This is a genomic window from Thiohalophilus sp. (assembly GCF_046483665.1).
Taxonomy (GTDB): Bacteria; Pseudomonadota; Gammaproteobacteria; order UBA6429; family Thiohalophilaceae; genus Thiohalophilus.
In genome coordinates, this window is record NZ_JAWOCR010000040.1 from 81,336 (window position 1) to 103,998 (window position 22,663).

At 55.9% G+C, this 22,663-nt stretch carries 17 protein-coding genes; 7 read left to right on the forward strand and 10 right to left on the reverse strand.

Going from position 1 to position 22,663, the window contains the following annotated elements; all coding sequences use genetic code 11:
• The first annotated feature begins 22 nt into the window (after positions 1 to 22).
• The 4 genes from R6U90_RS09030 (at position 23) to R6U90_RS09045 (ending at position 8,489) form a co-directional block, all read left to right on the forward strand.
• A complete protein-coding gene (locus tag R6U90_RS09030; protein WP_410352388.1) occupies positions 23 to 904 on the forward strand; it encodes a CheR family methyltransferase in 882 nt (293 codons plus the stop codon).
• Positions 901 to 6,852 (forward strand): Hpt domain-containing protein, encoded by a 5,952-nt coding sequence (locus R6U90_RS09035; protein WP_410352354.1) that lies wholly within the window; start codon positions 901 to 903, stop codon positions 6,850 to 6,852. The genes R6U90_RS09030 and R6U90_RS09035 overlap by 4 nt, the downstream gene beginning before the upstream one ends.
• 109 nt (positions 6,853 to 6,961) lie before the next feature.
• Positions 6,962 to 7,981 (forward strand): chemotaxis protein CheB, encoded by a 1,020-nt coding sequence (locus R6U90_RS09040; RefSeq protein ID WP_410352355.1) that lies wholly within the window; start codon positions 6,962 to 6,964, stop codon positions 7,979 to 7,981.
• On the forward strand, positions 7,974 to 8,489 hold the full coding sequence (locus tag R6U90_RS09045) for a chemotaxis protein CheW (RefSeq protein ID WP_410352356.1): 516 nt from the start codon (positions 7,974 to 7,976) through the stop codon (positions 8,487 to 8,489). Before R6U90_RS09040 ends, R6U90_RS09045 begins: the two co-directional genes overlap by 8 nt.
• Positions 8,490 to 8,693: 204 nt before the next feature.
• On the opposite strand, the gene R6U90_RS09050 is transcribed toward R6U90_RS09045, so the two are convergent.
• From R6U90_RS09050 to R6U90_RS09060, 3 genes are all read right to left on the reverse strand, one after another.
• Positions 8,694 to 9,431 carry a 16S rRNA (uracil(1498)-N(3))-methyltransferase gene (locus R6U90_RS09050; RefSeq protein WP_410352357.1) on the reverse strand — a complete coding sequence of 246 codons (738 nt, stop codon included), beginning with the start codon at positions 9,429 to 9,431 and terminating at the stop codon, positions 8,694 to 8,696.
• Positions 9,432 to 9,442: 11 nt separating this feature from the next.
• Positions 9,443 to 10,795, reverse strand: a complete 1,353-nt coding sequence (locus R6U90_RS09055) for an adenosylmethionine--8-amino-7-oxononanoate transaminase (RefSeq protein WP_410352358.1) — start codon at positions 10,793 to 10,795, stop codon at positions 9,443 to 9,445.
• Between the two features lie 133 nt (positions 10,796 to 10,928).
• Entirely contained in the window at positions 10,929 to 11,894 is a 966-nt protein-coding gene (locus R6U90_RS09060; protein ID WP_410352359.1) for a complex I NDUFA9 subunit family protein, read from the reverse strand.
• Between the two features lie 167 nt (positions 11,895 to 12,061).
• On the opposite strand from R6U90_RS09060, the gene R6U90_RS09065 reads away from it, so the two are divergent.
• On the forward strand, positions 12,062 to 13,429 hold the full coding sequence (locus R6U90_RS09065) for an NAD-dependent succinate-semialdehyde dehydrogenase (protein WP_410352360.1): 1,368 nt from the start codon (positions 12,062 to 12,064) through the stop codon (positions 13,427 to 13,429).
• Between the two features lie 265 nt (positions 13,430 to 13,694).
• Here R6U90_RS09065 and R6U90_RS09070 read toward each other — a convergent pair whose 3' ends face one another.
• Entirely contained in the window at positions 13,695 to 15,383 is a 1,689-nt protein-coding gene (locus tag R6U90_RS09070) for a putative bifunctional diguanylate cyclase/phosphodiesterase (protein ID WP_410352361.1), read from the reverse strand.
• A 106-nt stretch (positions 15,384 to 15,489) separates the two neighbouring features.
• Here R6U90_RS09070 and R6U90_RS09075 point away from each other — a divergent pair, with 106 nt between their 5' ends.
• Together R6U90_RS09075 and R6U90_RS09080 are read left to right on the forward strand one after the other, a co-directional pair.
• Positions 15,490 to 16,728, forward strand: a complete 1,239-nt coding sequence (locus R6U90_RS09075; RefSeq protein ID WP_410352362.1) for an APC family permease — start codon at positions 15,490 to 15,492, stop codon at positions 16,726 to 16,728.
• 4 nt (positions 16,729 to 16,732) lie between these two features.
• On the forward strand, positions 16,733 to 17,521 hold the full coding sequence (locus R6U90_RS09080; RefSeq protein WP_410352363.1) for a sulfite exporter TauE/SafE family protein: 789 nt from the start codon (positions 16,733 to 16,735) through the stop codon (positions 17,519 to 17,521).
• A gap of 4 nt (positions 17,522 to 17,525) precedes the next feature.
• On the opposite strand, the gene R6U90_RS09085 is transcribed toward R6U90_RS09080, so the two are convergent.
• The 6 genes from R6U90_RS09085 to moaA all read right to left on the reverse strand — a co-directional run bounded on the left by R6U90_RS09085 (position 17,526) and on the right by moaA (position 22,577).
• A complete protein-coding gene (locus tag R6U90_RS09085) occupies positions 17,526 to 18,881 on the reverse strand; it encodes an ATP-binding protein (RefSeq protein WP_410352364.1) in 1,356 nt (451 codons plus the stop codon).
• Entirely contained in the window at positions 18,878 to 19,570 is a 693-nt protein-coding gene (locus tag R6U90_RS09090; RefSeq protein WP_410352365.1) for a response regulator transcription factor, read from the reverse strand. Before R6U90_RS09090 ends, R6U90_RS09085 begins: the two co-directional genes overlap by 4 nt.
• Before the next feature lie 4 nt (positions 19,571 to 19,574).
• Positions 19,575 to 19,835, reverse strand: a complete 261-nt coding sequence (locus R6U90_RS09095) for a PepSY domain-containing protein (RefSeq protein ID WP_410352366.1) — start codon at positions 19,833 to 19,835, stop codon at positions 19,575 to 19,577.
• A 120-nt stretch (positions 19,836 to 19,955) separates the two neighbouring features.
• Positions 19,956 to 20,438 (reverse strand): hypothetical protein, encoded by a 483-nt coding sequence (locus R6U90_RS09100; RefSeq protein WP_410352367.1) that lies wholly within the window; start codon positions 20,436 to 20,438, stop codon positions 19,956 to 19,958.
• Between the two features lie 246 nt (positions 20,439 to 20,684).
• The gene (locus R6U90_RS09105) at positions 20,685 to 21,170 is read right to left on the reverse strand and encodes a hypothetical protein (protein WP_410352368.1); all 486 of its coding nucleotides are present in this window, start codon (positions 21,168 to 21,170) and stop codon (positions 20,685 to 20,687) included.
• A 426-nt stretch (positions 21,171 to 21,596) separates the two neighbouring features.
• Positions 21,597 to 22,577 (reverse strand): GTP 3',8-cyclase MoaA, encoded by a 981-nt coding sequence (gene moaA / locus R6U90_RS09110; RefSeq protein ID WP_410352369.1) that lies wholly within the window; start codon positions 22,575 to 22,577, stop codon positions 21,597 to 21,599.
• Positions 22,578 to 22,663: the final 86 nt, after the last annotated feature.

Sequence of the window (22,663 nt, forward strand, 5' to 3'; positions counted from 1 at the left end):
GGAGGAAGGTCGATTGACGGCTGTGCAGAACAAATCGTTGCCGGACATTTTTCCATCCATGCAGATGGATGAGGATCAGTTCGGCCGCTGGGCTGCCCTGTTGGAAGAGCGCACCGGTATACATTTGCCCGAACGACGCCGCTCTTTCCTTATTTCCAGCCTGAATATCCGCATGCGCGAGCTGGGACTGGACGATTATGAAGCCTATTTCCAGCATCTGATGAGCGGCACTCGCGGGGCGGTGGAGTGGGAAATTCTGGTCGACCGCCTGACTGTCCACGAAACCCGTTTCTATCGTGATGACCAGGCTCTCAGCGTGGTGCGTCGACACGCCCGAGAATGGCTGGAACAAGATGCCGTAGAACGCGAGCGTTTTGAACTGTGGAGCGTCGGCTGCGCTACCGGTGAAGAAGCCTATTCACTGGCGATTTTGCTTGATGATCTGTTCACCCGTAAAGGCAGCCGGGCGTATCTGGGTATTACAGCTACCGATGTCAGCACGGCGTCTTTGAGTGCCGGGCGTAAGGGACTCTATCATCGTAACCGGATCAAGAATCTACCCGAGGCGTTACAGTCCCGTTATTTCGAAAGTGTCGATGAACAACACGTACAGGTGATGCCCGCGCTTCAGCAGCGGGTCTGTTTCATGCGCCAGAATCTGCTGGAGCTGAAGCAGGCACAAATGGGACAGATGAATATTATTTTTTGTCAGAATGTGTTGATTTATTTTCCACGCGAGCGGCGGTTACAGATACTCGATTATCTGGTGGAGCATCTCAAACCGGGTGGTCTGCTGGTACTGGGCGCCGGCGAGATCATTGACTGGCATAATCCGTCCGTACGCAGTGAAAGCTTTCAGGGTGTCCTCGCCTACCGGCGGGTCGCTCAGGAGATTCGGGCATGAGTGTGGATAACGGACTCGATCTCAATACTTTAAGCTGGGTCAAGTCGGAGCTGGACGATACTCTGGGGCAGGCACGTTCTTCGCTCGAGGTGTTTGTTGAGGACGAGGCCGATGAAACCCAGTTGCAGTTTGTCAAAAACTATTTGCATCAGGTCTACGGAACCCTGCAGATGGTCGAATTATACGGTGCCGCACTGGCCGCCGAGGAAATGGAGAAACTGACCGACAGTTTGCTGGAAGGCAAAATCGGTAATCGCAATGATGCTTTTGAAGTGTTGATGCGGGGGATACTGCAACTGCCTGATTATCTCGATCATCTGCTGGCCGGTCATCATGACATGCCAATGGTCTTGCTGCCGCTGCTCAATGACCTGCGCGCCGCGCGCGGTGAAGCCTTGCTTTCCGAAAATGCCCTGTTCAATCCTGATCTGGCGGTCAAGGCGCCGTCCAATGAGACGATCACCGGCGAAAACATCAGCGATCTGACCCGCAAGCTGCGGCATAACTATCATCTGGGGTTACTGGGCTGGTTCCGGGATCGGGACAGCGATGCCTCTCTGGCGCGTATTGCCGAGGTGATCGACACCCTGCGCGAATCGGCCACCGAAGAAGAGATCAATCGCCTGCTCTGGGTATCCGGTGGACTGGTGGAAAGCCTGCGCCAGGGTGGTCTGGACAGTAATGTCTCCATCAAGTTGTTGCTCGGGCAACTGGATCGCCAGTTCAAGAAAATTATCGATAACGGCGTGACCGCGCTCAGTCATGAGCCGCCTTCCGAATTGTTGAAAAATCTGCTGTATTACGTGGCCAGCTCCCACTCAGAAGGGGACCTGACCCGGCAGATCAAGCAGGCTTTCAACCTGGAAGACGTGCTGCCGGATACCAGCACTCTGGAACAAGCCCGTGCCGATCTGACCGGTCCCAATGCCCAGTTGATGCACACCGTATCCGCGGTGCTGCTGGAGGACCTGACCCGGGTCAAGGATAACCTGGACCTGTTTGTGCGTGCCGAAGAGCGCCACATCGATGAACTCAAACCACTCTGCGCCACACTTAAACAGATGGGCGATACCCTGGGTATGCTGGGGCTGGGTGTACAGCGTAATGTGCTCAATGAGCAGCTCGAAATCCTCGAAGCCATGGTCGCCGGTGAACGGGAAGTCGATGACAACACGCTGATGGACATGGCCGGGGCGATGTTGTCGATTGAGAATTCACTGGGTGAAATGGCAACAGCCCGGGCCGCCAACGAAGAATACGATGAGTCGACCGACAAGGCCCAGAGTGCCGAGCGCCTGCAGGGCGCCGAACGGCAGAAACTGCTGCAAACCGTTATCGAGCAGGCCAAGATCGAACTGTCCAGGGTCAAGGAGTCACTCAGCGATTTCAGCCGCAAGCCGGGTAATCGTGAGGTACTCGACAATGTGCCGAAGATACTCGAACAGATTCGTGGCAGTATCCTGATACTCGATCTGGAGCGGGCCGCCGGCCAGCTGCAACGCATCAATGATTATATTCATCGGTTGCACAGCGGCGAGACGGGCGCCGATGAAGACAGCATGGAACATCTGGCCGATGCGATCAGCAGTATCGAATACTATCTGGAATCGCTGGCCGGCAAGTGGGGCAATCCCGATGCCATCCTCGAGGTGGCCGAACAGAGCCTGGCAAAACTCGAACAGGGAGATGGCGCGCCGGCGGCACCCGCCAGCCCCGCGCCGGCTGCCGATAACACCCAGCCGGACCTGGCGATTCCCGAGGATCTCGAATCCGGTCCGGTGGACGAAGATACGCTGGTGGATCTGCCGGGCCCCGGGGAGGATGATTCTCTGCAACTCGATCTGGATGAGGCTGAGACAACCGGCGAGGAAGACGACTCGCTGACCCTGCAGATTGAACAACCCGATCTGGAGGAGCCGGAGCGCGAAGAACAGATCCTGGCCAACAGCGTTGATGACACACTCAACGATCTGCCGCAGGAAGAGATATCCCTCAGCGCCCCGTTACCCGAAGCCAGCGCTGATGATGAGCAGAGTATCGTCCTGGAGACGCTCGATGATCTCAATGTCAACTTCGATAATCTGGATGATATTGGCCTGAGCGGAGACGAAAGCGGCCAGGCTGATGCCCTGAGTTTTGATGCGTCGGACTCGGCAGAATTCGATCTGGGTGGATTTGCCCCGGGCTTCGAGGAGCCGGGCGAAGCAGCCGGGGATGAGACGGAGTCCAGGGACACTCTGGCCGAACCGGAACCGGAATCAAAACCCCACGCCTCCCCGCCCTCCGAATCCGAGGTCTCATCAGCGAGTCAGAGTGCGCCGGTTATCGATGAGGTCGATGACGAGATCATCGAAATCTTCATGGAGGAAGCTGAAGAAGAACATGCCAATATCCAGCGGTTATTACCGCAATGGATCAACAATCAACAGGATGAAAAGTCGCTCAATGATCTGCGTCGCTCTTTCCACACCCTCAAGGGCAGCGGGCGACTGGTTGGCGCCAGCGATGTGGGTGAATTTGCCTGGGCGTTTGAAAACCTGCTTAATCGGCTGATCGACAAGTCTATTACCCCGGGCCCGCAAATCTTTCAGGTCCTTGAGCGGGCCGAGCAATCTCTGCCCGAAATGTTTGTTCTGTTTGCCAAAAAAGAGCGTCCCCCGCAAACCGTTCTGGCGTTGATGGAATATGCCGATGCTCTCAGCCAGGGGAAGCCGGTCGTGCTGGAGGAGGCCGCTGAGCCAGAGACACCCGCGTCCGATCAGGCGCCGGAGCCGGAATATGAAACGGAGTCAGAATTAGACGCTGAAGCACCACAGACTGAGGCGACGAAAGCCGAAACCGAAACCGAAACCGTCGAAACTGAAGTGAACGAAGCTCAAATCACCCCACAAGAACCATTGGTGGTGGAGCAAAGTGAAGATGAAGAGGGGGAACCGGAGATCGATCCGGTCCTGCTGGATATCTACCGCAAGGAAGTCGCTACTCATCTGGCGACCCTGGAAAGCTATATCCAGGGCTGGCATGCCAACCAGGATCGCAGCGCCAGCAATGATCTGCTACGGGCCCTGCATACCCTGACCGGTAGTTCCCGCACCACCGGCATTACCACGGTTTCTGAACTGTGCAGTCTGTTTGAAAAATACATCAAGGAATTGCAGCAATATCATCAGCCGGTGGATGCCACCGCCATCGGGGTACTGGAAGAGCTGCACACTTTTGTCTCCCGCGTGCTGGCGCTGATCGAACAGCCCGGGGCAGAACTGCCGGACAGCCTCGAATTAATGCAGTCCATCCAGTCGCTGCTGGACAACTTCGTGCCACCGGATTCCAGCGCCTCTTTGCAGGAGTTACCACAACCGGCACCCGAGCCCGAACCCGCTGCGGCTGCTCCGCAGGGTCCGTCGCCGGATTATGACGAGGAACTGCTGGAGATTTTCATTGAAGAAGGTGAGGAGATCCTGGAGGCGAGCGATAATACCCTGTTGCAATGGCGCGATGATCCGGATAACCAGGAATTGATCGAGGCCCTGCAACGTCAGCTGCACACGCTCAAAGGCGGTGCGCGCATGGCCGGAGTGAGCGAGATCGGGGATCTGGGACATAGCATCGAATCCATGCTGACCGCGGTGGTTGACGGTCATATGCCGGTTTCACAACCGATGTTCGGGCTCATGCAACGGGCCCAGGATAGCCTGGTCGGCATGCTGGAGAAGGTCAAGGAAAATGAGCGGCCGGTGCCGGCCGATGCTCTCATTCTGGAAACTGACAGTCTGTTGAGTCGATCTGCCACCACCGGGCCAGTCGACGAGCCTCCTCCCCTGGCCGGCCAGGAAGATATCGCTGCGGCACCGGCCATGCACGACACGGAACAGGCTGTATCGGAGGAACAGGAACCGGTTAACCTGGAAGAAGAACCAGCTGTACCGGAGGAACAGGAACCGGTTAACCTGGAAGAAGAACCGGCTGTAGAGGGAGACGATGAGCAGATCAGCGAGCCCCTTGAAGCCCCGCCCTCTGCGGCTGCCAGCAAGTCACCGGCGCCGTTACAACAAGCCGCCGGCCAGGAGCTGCAGGAAGAGGATGACGAGAGCTCCCGGGACCGACGCAAGGCATCGCGGGTGCAACACGAACAGGTGCGGGTCCGTGCCGACCTGCTCGATAATCTGGTTAACTTCGCCGGCGAGGTCAGTATCTATCGCTCGCGCATGGAGCAGCAGACCAATGCGTTTCGCTTCAATCTGCAGGAGTTAGACGATACGGTTTCGCGCTTGCGCGAACAGCTGCGTCAATTCGAAATCGAGGCGGAGACCCAGATTCAGTTCAAAAAAGAAGAACGGCTGGAAAAAGGCTACGAAGATTTTGATCCCCTGGAATTCGATCGCTTTACCCAGATGCAGCATCTGTCGCGGGGGATGATGGAGAGTCTCAACGATCTGGACAGTATCAAGGGTATTCTGGGCAACGTGACCCGCGAATCGGAAACCCTGTTGCTGCAGCAGTCACGGGTTAATACCGAACTGCAGGAAGGGTTGATGCGTACCCGCATGGTGCCATTCTCCGGTCAGGCACCGCGCTTGCGCCGTATTGTCCGCCAGACCGCCGACGAAATGGGACGGCAGGTGGAATTGCAGATGCACGGTATGGAATCGGAACTGGACCGCCAGGTACTGGATCGGATCATTCCGCCGATCGAACATATGCTGCGTAATGCCGTCGCCCATGGCATTGAAACACCAGAACAGCGCCAGGCGGCGGGTAAACCCGCTGCCGGGACTATCAATATGGCCCTGTCACGCGAAGGTTCCGACATCATTATTCGCGTCAACGATGACGGCAAGGGAATCGATCTGCAGGCGACTCACAAAAAGGCCATTGAACGGGGCTTGCTGCAGCCTGAAGACAAGGCGACCAAGGAAACCCTGCTCAACATGATCATGCAGTCGGGTTTCAGTACCGCCGAGCAAGTCACCCAGATTGCCGGGCGGGGCGTCGGTATGGACGTGGTCAACAGCGAGATCAAACAGCTGGGTGGTCTGTTGGAAATCGATACCCAGGAAGGCCAGGGAACCAACTTTACCATCAGTCTGCCCCTGACTCTGGCCATCTCACGTGCCCTGATGGTGTATGTCGGCGAAGAATTGTATGCCGTCCCGCTGCTTAATGTGCAGGGCGTGGAACGTATTCGTGGGTCGGAATTGCGTAAATTGATGCAGAGCGAGCACCCGGTCTACCACTGGGTGAATGAAGATTATGAACTGATGCATCTGGGCAACCTGCTGGGCGGACAGATGCCGCCATTACCCGATGACGAGGAACGCGTTCCGTTGCTGTTGTTACGCAGTGGTGACTATCGCGCGGCTATCCGGGTAGAAGGTCTGACCGGGAGCCGCGAAATCGTGGTTAAACCCGTCGGCCCGCAACTGAGTACGCTGCGCGGCATTTCCGGTGCCACGATTATGGGAGACGGGGGTGTGGTCCTGATCCTGGACCTCGCCGTGCTGGTTCGTCTGGCGGCTATCCAGAGCGAAGACGATGTGATCGAACTCACACCTGAAGCCCAGCCGGTAGTCCAGGCCAAGCCGGTGGTCATGGTGGTGGACGACTCGATTACCGTCCGCAAAGTGACAACCCGTCTGCTCGAACGTCACGGTTTCGAAGTCGTGCAGGCCAAGGATGGTGTGGATGCACTTGGTCAGCTGCAGGAAATCGTGCCCGATGTCATGTTGCTGGATGTGGAAATGCCGCGAATGGACGGTTACGAACTGGCGACGAATATGCGGGGTGACGAGCGGACACTGGATGTACCGATTATCATGATTACCTCCCGTACCGGCCAGAAACACCGACAACGTGCTCTGGATGTTGGTGTCAACATTTATATGGGTAAACCGTATAATGATGCCACCTTGCTGGAAAATATCGACTCTCTGATTGGCAGCGAGGCGTAATTCACCCCGGTATTTTGCCAGCCATGCACGGCAGTGATGCTTGCAGCGGCAGTAGGATGTATAACAAGCTGATAGCGGCACCGGCCGCTCCTGTGGATAACCAATTTTCATGTCACAAAGCCAGTTGCAGAGCGAGTTACGCGGAATACGTATTGCCGTAGCCTCCGGGTCTTCCCGTCACCGCGATCATCTGCAACAGATATTCGAACGCACCGGTTTACAGGTTGTCCTCAATGAGCCGTTCAGCGAATATTTTATTGCCAAGCTTGCCGATAACAAAATCGATGTGCTGTTGATCGAGCTGGATGAACGTAACGAGCGACATAACCAGTTACTGGAAAAACTGCTTGAATTGAGCGATATTCCAATCATTTTCAATGATGTCAGTGCCCTGGCATTTAATGAGCCGGCACACCATGGCAAATGGTTCGGCACATTGATGGGTAAAATCGCCGAGATAACCGGGCGTCTTGAATGGGAAGTGCCGGATATCGATCTGGGCAGTTTCACGGTCAATGAAAGCCTGCTCGCGCGAGACAACAGCCTGGCCACTCAGGTCTGGGTTCTGGGGGCGTCACTGGGTGGTCCCGATGCGCTTAAACGGTTCCTGGCCGAACTGCCCTCAAATCTCCCGGCGAGCCTGATTGTGGGCCAGCATCTGGGCTCCAATTTCGAACCCTTGCTGGCCCGGCAACTGGATCGTATTAGCCCGTTGTCAGTCATACCGGCCCGGGTCGGGCACACATTACGCCACGGCGAAGTGATCGTGGCGCCGGTTAATCAACGTTTGCAAATCAGCCCGATCGGGGTGATTCAGTTGCTACCGCTGGCGGCGGCTTCGTTTTATACGCCATCTATAGATACGCTACTCACCGATATTGGCGCTCGATTCGGGGACAACAGTGGCGCGATTATTTTTAGTGGCATGTGTGATGATGGGGTGCTTGGTGTGCGCGCCATGCATGCCATGGGCGCGCCAATCTGGACCCAGGAGGCCGACAGTTGCGTGATCAGTAACATGCCAGACCAGGTGCGCAAGACCGGCGTCAGCGATTATACTGGAACACCGGAGCAATTGGCCGCTAAACTGACAGAATATCTGACACAACGGCAGACAGAAAATGGCTGAAATTACTCAAATCGATACGCGCCGTGACGGGATGGCGGTGACTGGCAAACAGGCCAGTGATGCTATCCACTGTTTGCAGATCCCGATGTACGAAGAATCCATCCTGCTGCCCAATGCGGCAGTGACCGAAGTGACCGGTTATATCGACCCTGTGCCGCTGCCGGATGCGCCCGACTGGTATCTGGGCAAGATTAACTGGCGTGAACACAAGGTCCCGCTGGTCTCCTTCGAGATTGCCAGCGGCGGTCAGAACCCGGGTAACCTGGGCGGTTCGCGCATTGCCGTGCTCAATACCTTGCAGGGAAACCCCGAGATTCCCTATATAGCCTTCATCACCCAGGGCATCCCGAGTCTCAAACTGGTGCGCGAACAGCAGATCGTGCCCGACCAGCGCAACACCGAGGGACGCCAGTCCATCGCCGGTTTCGTCCAGCTCGACAACGTCTCCCTCGTCGTGCCCGACATCGACGATCTCGAAGCCCGCATCCAGCGCCTGCAAGTCGTTTGAGTAAACCCAACGCAAAGGCGCAGAGAACGCAAAGAAAAGAATTATTTTAGGTAAAATTATCACTGAATTTTTTCTTACAGTAGAAAAAATACTTCGGATTCTGCAGGAAGATAATTTTCTCAATAAGATCCGTATCTTCAGTATTTTTTCAGTGTCTTCAGTGGTTACAGATTTTATTCCTCGGCGGCCCTCTGCGCCTCTGCGTTATTCTCTTTTATTCAGGTCGCCCCAGAGTGTCTGTACGGCGGTGAGGCCGGCGACGACCGCAGTTTCGGTACGCAGGATGCGCGGGCCGAGGCGGACGCCCACGGCGTCGTGCTGATAGGCCTGTGCGCGTTCGGTTTGGGTGAACCCTCCTTCCGGGCCAATCATCAGGATCAGCTGTTGCGGTCGTGCGCATTGCGACAGGGTCTGCTGGCTACGCGGATCGAGGATCATGCGCTGGCCGGGTAACGCCAGTTCGAGAAAGTCCGCGTAACGCGTAACATCATCCAGTTGCGGCAGCCGGGCCCGGCCGCTTTGTTCACAGGCACCCCGAATGATGCCCTGCCAGTGCTGGCGGCGTTTTTGCTCGCGCTTTGCATCCAGCTGGACCACGCAGCGTTCGGTGACCAGCGGCGTCAGGCGGTTGATACCCAGTTCCACGGCTTTTTGCAGCGCATAGTCCATGCGCTCGCCTTTGGCGATTCCCAGGGCCAGCTGGGTGGGCAGGGATGATTCGTTATCCAATGCAATGGCGCTCTCGATCGTTGCCGTCGCATGGTTTTTGGAAACGACGGTTAATCGGCCCAGGTAATCATGACCGTCCCCGTTGAACAGTATGACTGTGTCATCCGGTTTCAGGCGTAATACCTGGATACCATGACGTATGGCCGTCTCATCCAGTTCAACATTGACGCCAACAGCAAGCGGGAAATCCTGATAAAGACGGGGAATGCGCATGCGCTGCGGCTTCAGTTTTCGCGAGTGGCCAGATCGATCCCTTCGGTCATGACCCGTGCCAGATGTTCGATTTGTTCCGGGGTGATGACATAGGGAGGCATCAGATAGGAGACATTACCCAGCGGACGTAACAGCGCCTGGTTTTTCAGGGCATGCTGATAGATCGTCAGGCCACGGCGCTCCTGCCAGGGATAGGTCTGGTTAGTGCCTTTGTCCTTGACCATTTCCACGGCCAGGATCATACCGGTCTGGCGGACTTCACCCACATGAGGGTGATCCTTGAGGTGTTCGGTCGCCCGTTGCATGGTCTGCGCGAGATGTTTGTTTTGCTCGATCACATCGTCCTGCTGGAAAATGTCCAGGGTGGCCAGTGCCGCGGCACAACCCAGTGGGTTGCCGTTGTAGCTGTGTGAATGCAAAAAAGCTGAGAGCTTTTCATACTCATCATAAAAACCCTGGTAAATCTGCTCATGGGTCAGAGTGACGGAGACGGGCAGATAGCCGCCGGTCAGTCCTTTGGACAGGCAAAGAAAATCGGGGGTGATATCGGCCTGTTCGCAGGCAAACAGGGTACCCGTACGACCGAATCCAACGGCAATTTCATCGGCGATGAGATGCACACCGAACTCATCGCAGGCTTCGCGTAGCAACTTGAGATAGATCGGATCGTACATGCGCATGGTACCGGCACACTGGACCAGCGGTTCAACGATGACCGCACAGGTCTCGTGGGCGTGTTTCTCCAGCAATGCACGCATATGTTTGAATTGTCGGGTGCTGTAATCACGGCAGCTTTCGCCCTGCTCACGGTGAAAGCAGTCAGGTGAAGGAGCGGTGATGACTTCCATCAATAGCGGTTTATAGGTTTCCTTGTACAGGGCGACATCGCCAGCGGCCAGCGCCCCCAGAGTTTCACCGTGATAGCTGTTGCTCAACGTAATAAATTTGGTCTTTTCCTGCTTGCCGGTATTATGCCAGTAGTGATAGCTCATCTTGAGCGCAACCTCGATCGCCGAGGAGCCGTTATCGGCATAGAAACAATGAGCCAGGCCGGGTGGAGTGATCTCAAGCAAACGTTCGGACAGCTCGATAACAGGTTCGTGCGAGAATCCGGCCAGAATAACATGCTCCAGTGTATCCAGCTGCTGTTTGATACGGTCATTGATTCGCGGATTACAATGCCCGAACATATTGACCCACCAGGAACTGATGGCGTCGATATAACGATTGCCATCAAAATCCTCCAGCCAGACGCCCTCGCCGCGTTTGATTGGCGTCATGGGAAGCCATTCGTGATCTTTCATCTGGGTGCAGGGATGCCACAGTACAGCCAGATCCCGTTTCATCAAATCCTGGTTCGTCATACTTGCCTCGGGGTTGTCAAACAGCTGCCTGTGACTTCAGGCAACTTCACAGTATTGCCGGGCTGGAAGAATGCATGGAACTGGCTACCAGTTCAACCTGCCCGACGGGGGGAAATAATTGGCGCTTTAACGTTCAGTCGCGTCGAGCCTTGCTGCGAAAAAGCTGATAACGGTTTCGCCAGGTTTCGTGCCGCAGATATTGCGGCATGATAGCTTCCAGCGCGGCCGGCTCGATACCAAAGACTTTACGTAATACCTGGTCACCTTCCGGGCATACACTGTCCATTTGCAGGGAGCGGTAGTTGTCACGGGAGAAGGGTTTGCCAGGGGCATATTCGAGCAGATTGGCCTGCAAGGCGGAGCCGAGGCGGCCCAGCGGGATAACCCGGCGCCGGATATCCAGCGTCTGTATAATCAGCTCGACGATCTCCTGCAGGGTGTATTCATGGGGACCACACAGATTATAACGTTGCCCGTAGGTGTTAGGATCGTTAAGGCTCTGACTGAAGGCGTCAGCAACGTCAGCGACGTAAACGGGAGCAAAACGGGCATTGGCACAGGCCAGCGGAAACAACCAGGGGGTCTTTTTCAGCAATGAAGCGAAACGGTTGATGAAACTGTCTTCCGGGCCAAAGATCACCGAGGGTCGAAACGACGTCACATTAAGATCGCCGGCAGCATGGACCCGGTGCTCAGCCTCACCCTTGCTGCGCAGATAATAACTACTGCCTGTGCCCGGATCGGCATTCAGGGCGCTCATGTGCAACAGACGCTCGATACCATGGGTACGACAGGTGCGGATGACCTTGTCGGTCAACTCGACATGGGCGTGGTAAAAGCCTTTGCCATTATCGCGTCGTTCATTGAGAATGCCTACCAGGTTAATTACCACATCCTGGTTGGCGAAAAAGCGATTCAGGCTGTTCTCATCATGGACATCGGCATCGAACACCTCCACGGTTGGCATGACCAGCAGTTCCCGATGGTCCTCCCGGCGCCGGGTCAATACCCGGATGCTGTGTCCTTCCCTGGCCAGACTGCTGATAAGGTGATGTCCGACAAATCCGGTTCCACCGAGGATACAAATACGACGTTTCATGAGTGACTGACCTTATCAATGGTGTGTATGGTTATCATTTGACCATATTATAGACGTGCCAATGGGTGAAATGCGAGTCGTATAAAATTCAAGCATGAATGTGGAATTGGCGTCTATACGTTAAATAGTATAATTTAAGGAAAACGGCGAATGACAAAGGAGTCGGCATGAGTTTTGAAGTGATCAATCCGGCAACCGGTGAAAAGGAAGGCGAGTTTCCTGCCTGGGAAGATGCCCGGATCGATAATGCCCTGGCGAATACGGCTTCCGTTGCACCGCAATGGGCCGCGTGCTCTGTTGCCGAACGCTGCGAGCTAATGCGCGGAGTAGCCCGGGTACTGCGCGACAACAAGGAAAAATATGCCAAACTTATTACCCGGGAGATGGGTAAATTGATTGGCGAAGCGCGCGGCGAGATCGAAAAATGCGCGTGGGTCTGTGAATACTATGCCGATAATGCGCCGGAATTTTTACACGATGAGCCGATTGAAAGCGACGCCGGTAAAAGCTATGTGGCCTATCAGCCACTGGGGACGGTGCTGGCTGTCATGCCATGGAATTTCCCATTCTGGCAGGTTTTCCGTTTTGCCGCGCCTGCCCTGTGTGCCGGGAATACCGGGCTGCTGAAGCATGCTTCCAATGTTCCGCAATGTGCTGAGGCCATTGAAGCAATATTCCGCGAGGCCGGGCTCCCGGATGGCGTTTTTACCACTCTGATGATTCGTGCCTCGCAGGTACAGAAGGTGATCGAGGATCCCCGCGTTCATGCCGTTACTCTGACCGGCAGCGAGCCGGCAGGGCGCAAGGTGGCGGCGGTGGCCGGAGCGGTATTGAAAAAGAGCGTCCTGGAACTGGGCGGTTCGGACGCCTTTATTATACTGGAAGACGCTGATCTGGACGAAGCGGTCAAAAGTGCGGTGGCCTCTCGTTTTCTCAATGCCGGACAGAGCTGCATCGCGGCCAAGCGATTCATCGTGGTGGACGCTATCGCCGAGGATTTTGTCGCCCGCTTCAAAGCCGCTGTAGAGAGCCTGCAGGCGGGAGATCCAATGGATAACAATACAAGCCTGGCGCCAATGGCGCGCACGGATTTGCGTGAGGAACTACACAAACAGGTCGTCGATAGCCTGGCGGCCGGTGCGGTCAATGTAACCGGCTGCGAAATCGATGAACAGCGGTCTGGAGCCTATTACAAAGCATCTATTCTGGATCAGGTCGACCCCGGAATGCGGGCTTATTATGAAGAGCTGTTCGGTCCGGTAGCGATCGTCATTCGGGCGCGGGATGAAGCCGATGCCCTGCGTATTGCCAACGACAGTACTTTCGGGCTGGGTGGTAATGTCTGGACACGGGATACGGAGCGGGGAGAACGGCTGGCGCGGCAGCTAGAATGCGGTTGTGCCTTCGTCAACAGCTTCGTCAAAAGCGACCCGCGCCTGCCGTTCGGCGGTATCAAGCACTCCGGCTACGGACGCGAACTGTCCCATCACGGCATCCACGAATTCGTCAACGCCAAGACCGTGTGGATTAAATAAGATCTAAACGCAGAGGCGCAAAGATCGCAAAATTTTTAAATGAGCTTCAGGCGGTAACACCAATAACACCGAAGGTACTGAAAGACTTTTTGAGCAGTATGTTCGATGTATTAAGTGAGCTCAGTGTTTTCGGTGATCACAGAACACCAAAACTGGCTGTGTAGTCGTTATGATGAGCTTCTGAAAATAAATAATCTTTCTTTGCGAACTCTGCGCCTTTGCGCCTCTGCGTTGGGTTTTCTATGTGAGCAGTAGGGAAGCATAACTATATGTCAAAACGTTCGTGCAGGACTTGGGGTTTGCCGAAATAGTAGCCCTGCCCCCAGTTGATGCCGATTTCACGCAAGACATCCACGGTCGGCTGGTCTTCGATAAATTCACCGACGGTAATCAGTTCGAGATCGCTGGCGATATTCTGTATGCCTTTGACGATGGCGCGTATCCGGGCTTCGTTCGCCACGCGGCGGATCAGGTGGCCGTCGATTTTCAAAAAAGAGACCGGCAGATCGGAAAGGTAATTGAGGGAAGAATAACCCACACCAAAATCATCGATAGCCAGGCGCAGGCCGAAGTCGAGAAAAGGAGCCAGTATTTCCCGGGCTTCGCCCAGGTTATGCAGCAGGGCCTGTTCGGTAATTTCTATCACCAGCGGTTTTTCGCTGCCGAGTCGATCCCCGCAGGCCTGGCATTCTTGCAGGGCTGTGTCGAGAATGCCCTGGACGAGCTGCGGATGGCGAAGCAGCTCGGCGGAAATATTCACAAAATGAGGATGGGGCGCCTCTCCCTGCAGCACGCTGTTGCTGCAGCGTAAAATAGCCTGGCGCGCCACCTGATAATCGATACGATGCACCAGTTGCAGATGGACCGCAGCATCAATAAACTGCACGGCCGGCAACACCTCGCCATCAGGGATTATGATACGGGCCAGCGCCTCGTCAGCGACTTGCTGACCGGTTTGCAGATCGATGAGAGGCTGGTAAGCCGGAATAATTCGGTTTTCACGCAAGGCGTTTTCCAGTTGAGTCGCAATGCTCAAAAACGAACCGTGTTTCTCGCGACTGCTGGAAATCCGGTTGCGTCCCGTCCGTTTGGCTTCATAAAGCGCAGCATCGGCCACTCTTAATATATCGGAAACATGTTCTCCGTCGTGGGGATAGTTGGCTACACCGATACTGGTGGTGGTGAAAATTTCCTGCTGTTGAGTACTGAGAGAGAAATTTGCGATGCCTTTGCGTATCTGCTCGGCGATTTTCAATCCGGTATCGAAATCTATATCGGGCAGGATACTTAAAAATTCTTCGCCGCCCCAACGGCCGAGATATTCACGTTCGCCCAGAAGCTGTTTGAGTTGATTGGAAATATGTTGCAATAGCAGGTCGCCGATGGAATGTCCGTAACTGTCGTTAATCAGTTTGAAGCGGTCCAGATCGAGTAGCAGAACTGTATATGATTTCCCCGAGGCCTTGTGCTGCAGGTGCAGCTCAGCCAGATTTTGTTGAATTGCATCGCGATTCAGCAAGCTGGTCAGGGGATCGAAATTCGGTAACTGGGTCAGGAATGTATCGCGCCGTTCAAGATGGCTTATATCATGAAAAATGATGACTGCTGTTTCACTATCCAGTGGCGTAATACTGAAATCGACAGTGAGGGTCTGGTGTCCCGTTTTTCTGAGCTGCTGGCGCCGATAAGGGCCAAAGGAGCTTTTCTGTTCCAGGCACTGCTGAATGAGGGCGCTGTTCAGAGTGGGTAATTCCGGTCGTGCCGCGAAAATATCGGCCACCGGTTTATCCTGATATAGTGCGGTATTCTGGCCGAGTAATTTCCTGGCAGCAGGATTGAGGAAGATGATGTTTGCATCGCGATCAATGCCAATGGCTCCGTCATGCAGACGATTCAACAATTGCTTGTCGCTGATATAGGGTGAAGCCGAATTGTCTCGAATATGGTTCGTCACGCTTGTGACTCCCTTTTGATGCATCCCTGTATCCTGATAACCGCCGTTTGGCGAAAAAGCCTGCAATCAGAATATACTGTTTCAACTCATAGAATAGGATATGCAGATGGAGAATGACAAATCTTCTTTGCCCCGTTCCCCTGAGTTGAGACGCAGCCTGTCGTTGCCGTTGGTGACATTCTATGGTATCGGCACCATTTTGGGGGCAGGGATTTATGTCCTGGTCGGAAAAGTCGCCGGCATGGCCGGCATGCTGACCCCCCTCGCTTTTCTTCTTGCGGCGCTGATCGCCGGTTTTTCCGCATTTTCCTACGCCGAACTGGCAGCTCGCTTGCCCAAAAGCGCCAGCGAAGCAATTTATGCTCAGGCAGGCTTTGGGCGAATCTCTGTCTCGCGGCTGATTGGTCTGTTGATGGTGCTGGTGGGCGTGGTTTCCAGTGCCACGCTGATGCACGGTTTTGCCGGTTATTTACGGGTGTATGTCCAGTGGCCGGATATCTGGGTGATCAGTTTCATGATTCTGACGCTGGGCGCGGTAGTGGCCTGGGGTATTGTTCAGTCCGTGTTGATCGCAGTGATTATGACCCTGTTTGAAATCGCCGGACTGGTGCTGATTATCGGGGTTGCCGGCGACAGTCTGGGTTCAATTCCCGAACGCTGGCCGCAATTACTCGCACCTGAAGAGCTGTTTGTCTGGTATGGCGTGTTGCTGGGGGCGTTTGTCGCCTTTTATGCATTTATCGGTTTTGAGGATATGGTGAATGTGGCCGAGGAAGTGATTGAACCATCACTAAATCTGCCGAAGGCAATTATCCTGGTACTGGCCATTGTTACCCTGTTTTACCTGCTGGTGACCCTGGTCAGTATTCTGACCGTCGCCCCCGACAGACTGGCGCAGACGAACGCACCATTGGCCATGGTGTATGAACAGGCGACTGGACGGGCACCATTGTTTATTACCTTGATCAGTCTTGTCTCGGTGCTCAACGGTGCACTGATTCAGATCATCATGGCTTCACGGGTATTGTACGGGCTCAGTCGCCAGGGCTGGTTACCTGCGCTTCTCGGTCAGGTATCCGGGCGAACCCGGACACCGGTGCCAGCGATCATTATAGTGATTGTAGCAATATGGCTGTTTGCTCTGTCATTGCCTCTGATCAGTCTGGCCAGGCTGACCAGTTTTGTGACATTGATTATTTTCACGTTGATGAATGTGGCCCTGTGGCGTATCAAGCAGCGAGGAGACAGTTATCAGGGATATCAGGTACCGTTATGGGTACCTGTGGCAGGGACGCTGGTGAGTGCCCTGTTTCTGGTTTCGCAAGTATATGCTGTTGTGAGCTGAATAAATGCAAATTGACCTGTTGTATCTGTTGCTGGGCATATTTGCCGGTGTGGCGGCCGGCCTGCTGGGTATTGGCGGTGGCCTGATTATTGTGCCGGTTCTGGTATTTATTTTTCAGCAACAACAGTTCGCCAGCGAGGTGATCGTTCATCTGGCCGTCGGCACCTCACTGGCGACCATTGTACTAACCTCGATCTCCTCGGTACGCAGTCATCATCAACATGGGGCGGTGCTGTGGCCGGTGTTCGTGCGCATGGCGCCGGCCATCGTGCTCGGGGCACTGCTGGGCTCGGTGGTCGCTGACTGGATGCCGACCCGGGTACTGAAATGGGTGTTTGCATTCTTTGAACTGACCGTAGCCACGCAAATGATGCTGGCCTACAGGCCTAATCCGCAGCGCAAGTTGCCGAACTGGCCGGGGTTATCGCTGGCCGGTTCGCTGATAGGTGCGGTGTCGGCCATTGTCGGTATCGGGGGCGGTACCATGACCGTCCCGTTTCTGGTCTGGTGTAATGTGGCCATGCGCAAAGCCGTGGCCACCGCGGCGGCCTGCGGTCTGCCGATTGCCCTGGCCGGCGCTACCGGGTTTATTATCAATGGCTGGAATGAACCGGGGTTGCCCGCCTGGAGCAGCGGCTATGTTTACTGGCCGGCCTTTATTGGCATTGTCGCCACCAGCGTGTTGTTTGCTCCGCTGGGCGCGCGTCTGGCGCACCGCCTGCCAGCGGCCCGGTTAAAACGGATTTTTGCCCTGTTGTTATATGTGCTGGGGATTCGCATGCTGCTGGGTTAGCGGCTCAGGCGGCGGGAAGCTCGATCACCATGGCTGCCCCGCCCAGATCAGCGCTTTCAATGCGTAACTGTCCACCGTAGAGCAACACGGTCTCGTGTACCATCGCCAGGCCCAGACCCTGGCCCTCGATATGAGGATCGAGCCGTTTTCCCCGTTCCAGTACCTGTTCGGCGACGTTGCTGTCGATCCCCGGCCCGTCATCTTCCACGCACAGGTGAAGATGCCCGGAAGGTTTACTGTGCGCGCTGACGCGGATTCGGGAGCGGCACCACTTGAAGGCGTTATCCAGCAGATTGCCGAACAGTTCATACAGATCGCCTTCATCGCCATAAAACATTGCCCCCGCCTCCAGCTCTAACTGGACGGCGATCGGTTTGTCGAGACGGGACTTTTGCAGACTGTTGATGAGTCGCTGGACGACAGGCTGAATCGGCACCGGACGACCCGGACGTACCGGACCGGCGGTGGCAGCACGCTGCAAATGATAGTCGATGATCTGTTGCATGCGCGCCAGTTGTTCGTCGGCCGTGCGTGCCAGTTCCGGGTCGGAATGTGTCTGTGATTTCAGGATGCCACGCAATACGGTCAGTGGTGTTTTCAGGCTGTGCGAGACATTGCCCAGCGCATCGCGGTAACGGGCCAGTTGCTGGTGTGCACTTTCGAGCAACAGGTTCAGATTTTCGGTCAGGCCGCTCAGCTCACGGGGATAGCGGCCCTGCAATTGTTCCTGCCGACCGGCCTTGATGGCGGCCAGATCCCGCTCGACGCGGCGCAGGGGACGCAGGCCCCAGCGCAGTACCAGCGTCTGGGCCAGTAATAACAGGAGCGTGGCAGCCAGCAGCCAGCCCCACAGATTGCGGCGGTACTCGTTAATTCGGGTGTAATAGCGATCCATCCTGTCAGCGACAAAGTAAGTCAGTGGATAGACCTGTTTCCCGGTTTCCCAACGCACGGTATAGGTAAAGGTATACAGGGTCGCGCCGCCATCTTCCTGCAACTGGCTGAAACGGCCTTCACCGGGCGGCGGGAAGGGAGGGGTGGGAAGTTCGACCCCCAGCAGGGAAGGTGATTGCAGGCTCTTGCGCGGGGTGTCGATATGCTGAACACGGGCATAAAAACCGGAACCGGGCTGATTGAGCCTTGAGCCGGGCAGCGTGCGACTAAAATACAGACTGCCGTCTTCTTCCACCTCGGTGGCGGCGAGCAGGGCAAACATCGAGCTGCGCAGGCGATCCTGCAAGGCCGTTTCGGCGCTCTCGCGAAAGGCCCTGTCCAGCGCCAGGCCGACCAGCAGCACAAAACCGATCAAGATCAGCACAGAGGTCAGCAACAACCGGGCTTGCAGGGAGAGTCGATTCACGCAAGCTCGCCTTCTCGAATGGCCAGGGTCCAGCGATAGCCGCGGCCGCGCAGGGTTTCGATCGGTTTGAGCGTACCGTCACCATCCAGTTTTTTACGCAGCCGGCCGACGAAGACCTCGATCACGTTGCTGTCGCGATCGAAATCCTGATCGTAGATGTGTTCGGTGAGTTCGGTTTTGGAGACGATCTTTTCAGAATTGAGGATCAGGTATTCGGCAACCCGGTACTCATAGGCGGTCAGCTCCTGCGGTTGCTCGTGGAGACTCAGGGTCCGGGTTCGCATGTCGAGCGTGATCGGGCCGCTGCGGATTATCGGTCTGGCCTGACCATGGGCACGGCGCAGCAGGGCACGCACCCGGGCCAGCAGTTCCTCGTCGTGAAACGGTTTTGCCATGTAATCATCGGCACCGGCTTCCAGCCCCTCGACTTTTTCCTGCCAGCGTCCGCGGGCAGTCAGAATCAGAATCGGAAAATCGCGACCGGCTTCCCGCCAGCGATGAATTACCTCGATGCCGCTCAGTTCAGGCAAGCCGAGATCCACCACCGCCAGATCAAGCGGGAATTCCTCTCCCTGGAACAGGGCTTCGCGTCCGTCACCGGCGGTATCGACGGCATAGCCGTGTTGTTCCAGCAGTGTCTGCAGCTGACGGCGCAGGGTGGGCTCGTCCTCGACGACCAGAATCCGCATCGGGTTAGCCGGCGTTGAATGTCATGATCCTGACCGTACCGTCGGGCAGGAGCACCTTGATGCGGTGGATACGTTTGCCGTTGCGCTGCACCGTCTCGGCCGAGAGGATGCGACCGTCGGTCTGTTGACGGACCTGGTTCACGGCAGCATCCAGTGACAGACCATTATTCGCGACCGCTTCAGGGGCACTATGAGCCGTGGAGACGGTGACCGGCGTCAGGTTGAGCATGACAAGCAGGACAGGGATAAGCAGACGATGGATCATGCAGGCGATTTCCCATAGGGGGTTAGACGTTTTCCGAACAGGCTGGTGCCCGGCCGGGTGATCAGCATACCCAAGCCGGGCGTTTGCCTCCAGTCATTTGCCCGCACACCGCCGCCGCGATTAATGGCGCAAATGATCGCCGATGACGGCCCCGGTCATGATGCCGATGCCGGTGGCCAGCGGATCCCCATGACCGATATGATTGCCGACCAGACCGCCGATCACGCCACCGGTGATGGTAGACAGACCCGATGAGCGGTGCGAGCGATAGCGATAGCGGTAGTGGTCGTGCCGGTGCCGCTCACGCGGTATCACGATGACATCAGGACGATAGTGCCTGTGCTGATGATAGCGGGATTGATGCGGCGATCTGTCGTGACCCAGGTAGTTGCGCTTGTCTCTGCCGTTATGAATGCCGGAGTGCTTGCGGTGGTGCTTGCGGTGCGATTTGCCGTGTACGCGCTGCAACTGGCCCGTCGGGTAATGGCTGGCCTGGTAAGCGTGCGACTGGCTGCGGGCATAATCTGCGGCACCGGCCGGGTTTGCCAGTAACAGCGTCCCGGCGGCGAGCAGGGTAGTGATGAGCGTTTTTGCAATTGGCATGACGGTTCTCCTTACATTCCCGGGTTATCCGAGTGTTGGGGAGACTGTAGCCGGTGCAAGCTGAACGGTCGCTGAACGGTCGCAACAGGATTTTGGGCTAAAGAAAAGTTCCGAATCCCGCGTACACCCTGGATGGAAACAAGCGAAGCGGTTCCACCTGAATCCCGGCAAAATCCGGATCCGTCGCGTTGCTGCTTGATCCGGACTATCCGGTAAAATGGCCGGGTATTCGGAACGCCGGTTTATTCAGTGCGGCCGCTGGCGAATCAAAATCCGGGTATAGCCCAGGGACACATAGTCATTGATTTGCGCGGGACCAGCGGCGGCCACATTGACGTAATCGGGGAAATCCTCGTCGCTCAGGCTGCGCCAGCCGGCATAGGTGCCGCAGACATAGACCGGGATATTCCCGCCGGTCAACGAACGGACCTGTCTGTGCAAAGCCGGTTGTTCATCGCGTTTACCGTTTTGCAGGGCAAACTGTTCCTGGCCATGGGTGACCACGGCGAGCGGCAGAGCCGGAAATTGTTTACGTAATTGCTCAATATAGGAACGGGTCAGGGGCAGAGCCCAGTTCAGTCCTTCACTATCGGCGGTGACAATTTCAAAGACGATGCCCACGGGCGGCTCGTTTTGCTGCAAAATCTGGGTTATTGCCCGCTGGCTGTCGGCCAGCAACACGGTGGGCAACAGCAGGATCGCAATAAACAATCTGTAGCGCAGCGAGGGCATGGCAAGTTCTCCGGCAAGGTCGGGCAAGAGATTACTTTCAAAATATACCCGATAAGGTACATGAGAACAGGAAAAGTTCAGTCAACGCCGGGGGCATCACTGTTATCTGGTTTTTCAGGATATTAGTGATTGCTTAATAATTCTGGTGGCGCTTGCGGATCGGTCGACCGACGACTTGGACCTTGCCATCGGCCAGCAATACGGGGAAGCATTTTAATGCCCGGCAAGACAAGATATACGAAAGACACCAGCCACTAAAGCACAGTGACCAGGTGCCATATACTGGTAGAGTTCATTCCACGCACCATTTTCTTACGTGCCCGTAAATGATTTTTACCACGAAGACTCGAAGCCACGACGGTATTTTTTGAACAGTTCGTGTCCCCGAGACTTCGTGGTTCAATGCTTTTTCCAGTACCTGCGGCGTCAGCCGCCCGTCATGGACATGAAGCGCAGGACCTGTTCGGGTTTTTCGTTGAACTCATGGCGCTCGGGTTTGAGGGCGATGGCCTTGACGATGTGCTCTTCCAGTTCGGTATCGCTGATGCCGGCGCGCAGCAGTTCGCGTAACGGATAGCTCTCTTCCTGGCCGAGGCACATGTACAGAGTGCCATCCACGGACAGGCGTACCCGGTTGCAGGTCTCGCAGAAGTGTTGCGAGATAGGCGTGATAAAGCCGATGCGCAGATCGGTGCCGGCCACCTGCACGTAGCGGGCCGGACCGCCGCCGGGCATCATGCCGGGTAGCAGCTCGTAATGTTCGGCCAGGCGGGCCTTGACGTCCTGCAGGCTGATGTACTGATCGGTCGCGGCGCGACCGGTTTCGCCTACCGGCATAGTCTCGATAAAGCGCAGGGTAAAATCGTGCTCGATACAGAACTCGACCATGTCCTCGACTTCATCGTCATTGACCCCTTTCATCACCACCATATTGATCTTGATGGGATGAAAGCCGGCCTGTTTGGCGGCCATCAGGCCATTGATCACCTTCTCCAGCTTGCCCTGGGTGATTTCCTTGAAGCGCTCGGGTTTGAGGGTATCCAGGCTGACATTGATGCGGCTGACGCCGGCCTCGAACAGGGCCTGGCCGTGCTTGTCCAGGCGGGTGGCATTGGTGCTCAGTGACAGATCCTCGATCCCGGGCAGGGCGGCCAGGCGCGCGGCCAGTTCGGGCAGATTCTTGCGCACCAGCGGCTCGCCGCCGGTGACGCGGATCCGGCGGGTCCCGAGGCGGCCAAAGGCGCCGATAACCCGTTCGATTTCATCCGGCGTCAGCCAGTCTTCCGGCTCCTCGAAATCCTTGAACCCTTCGGGCATACAGTATTTGCAACGCAGATCGCAGCGGTCCGTGACCGAGAGCCGGACGTATTCGATGCGTCTGCCAAAGGGGTCGATGAGATCTGCCATAAAATAACCGAGTTTGTTGCCCTGGAAATAAATTCGATTATAGGTGAAAATCAGTAGTTTGTAATGTACTGAAAAACCTTGAAAAT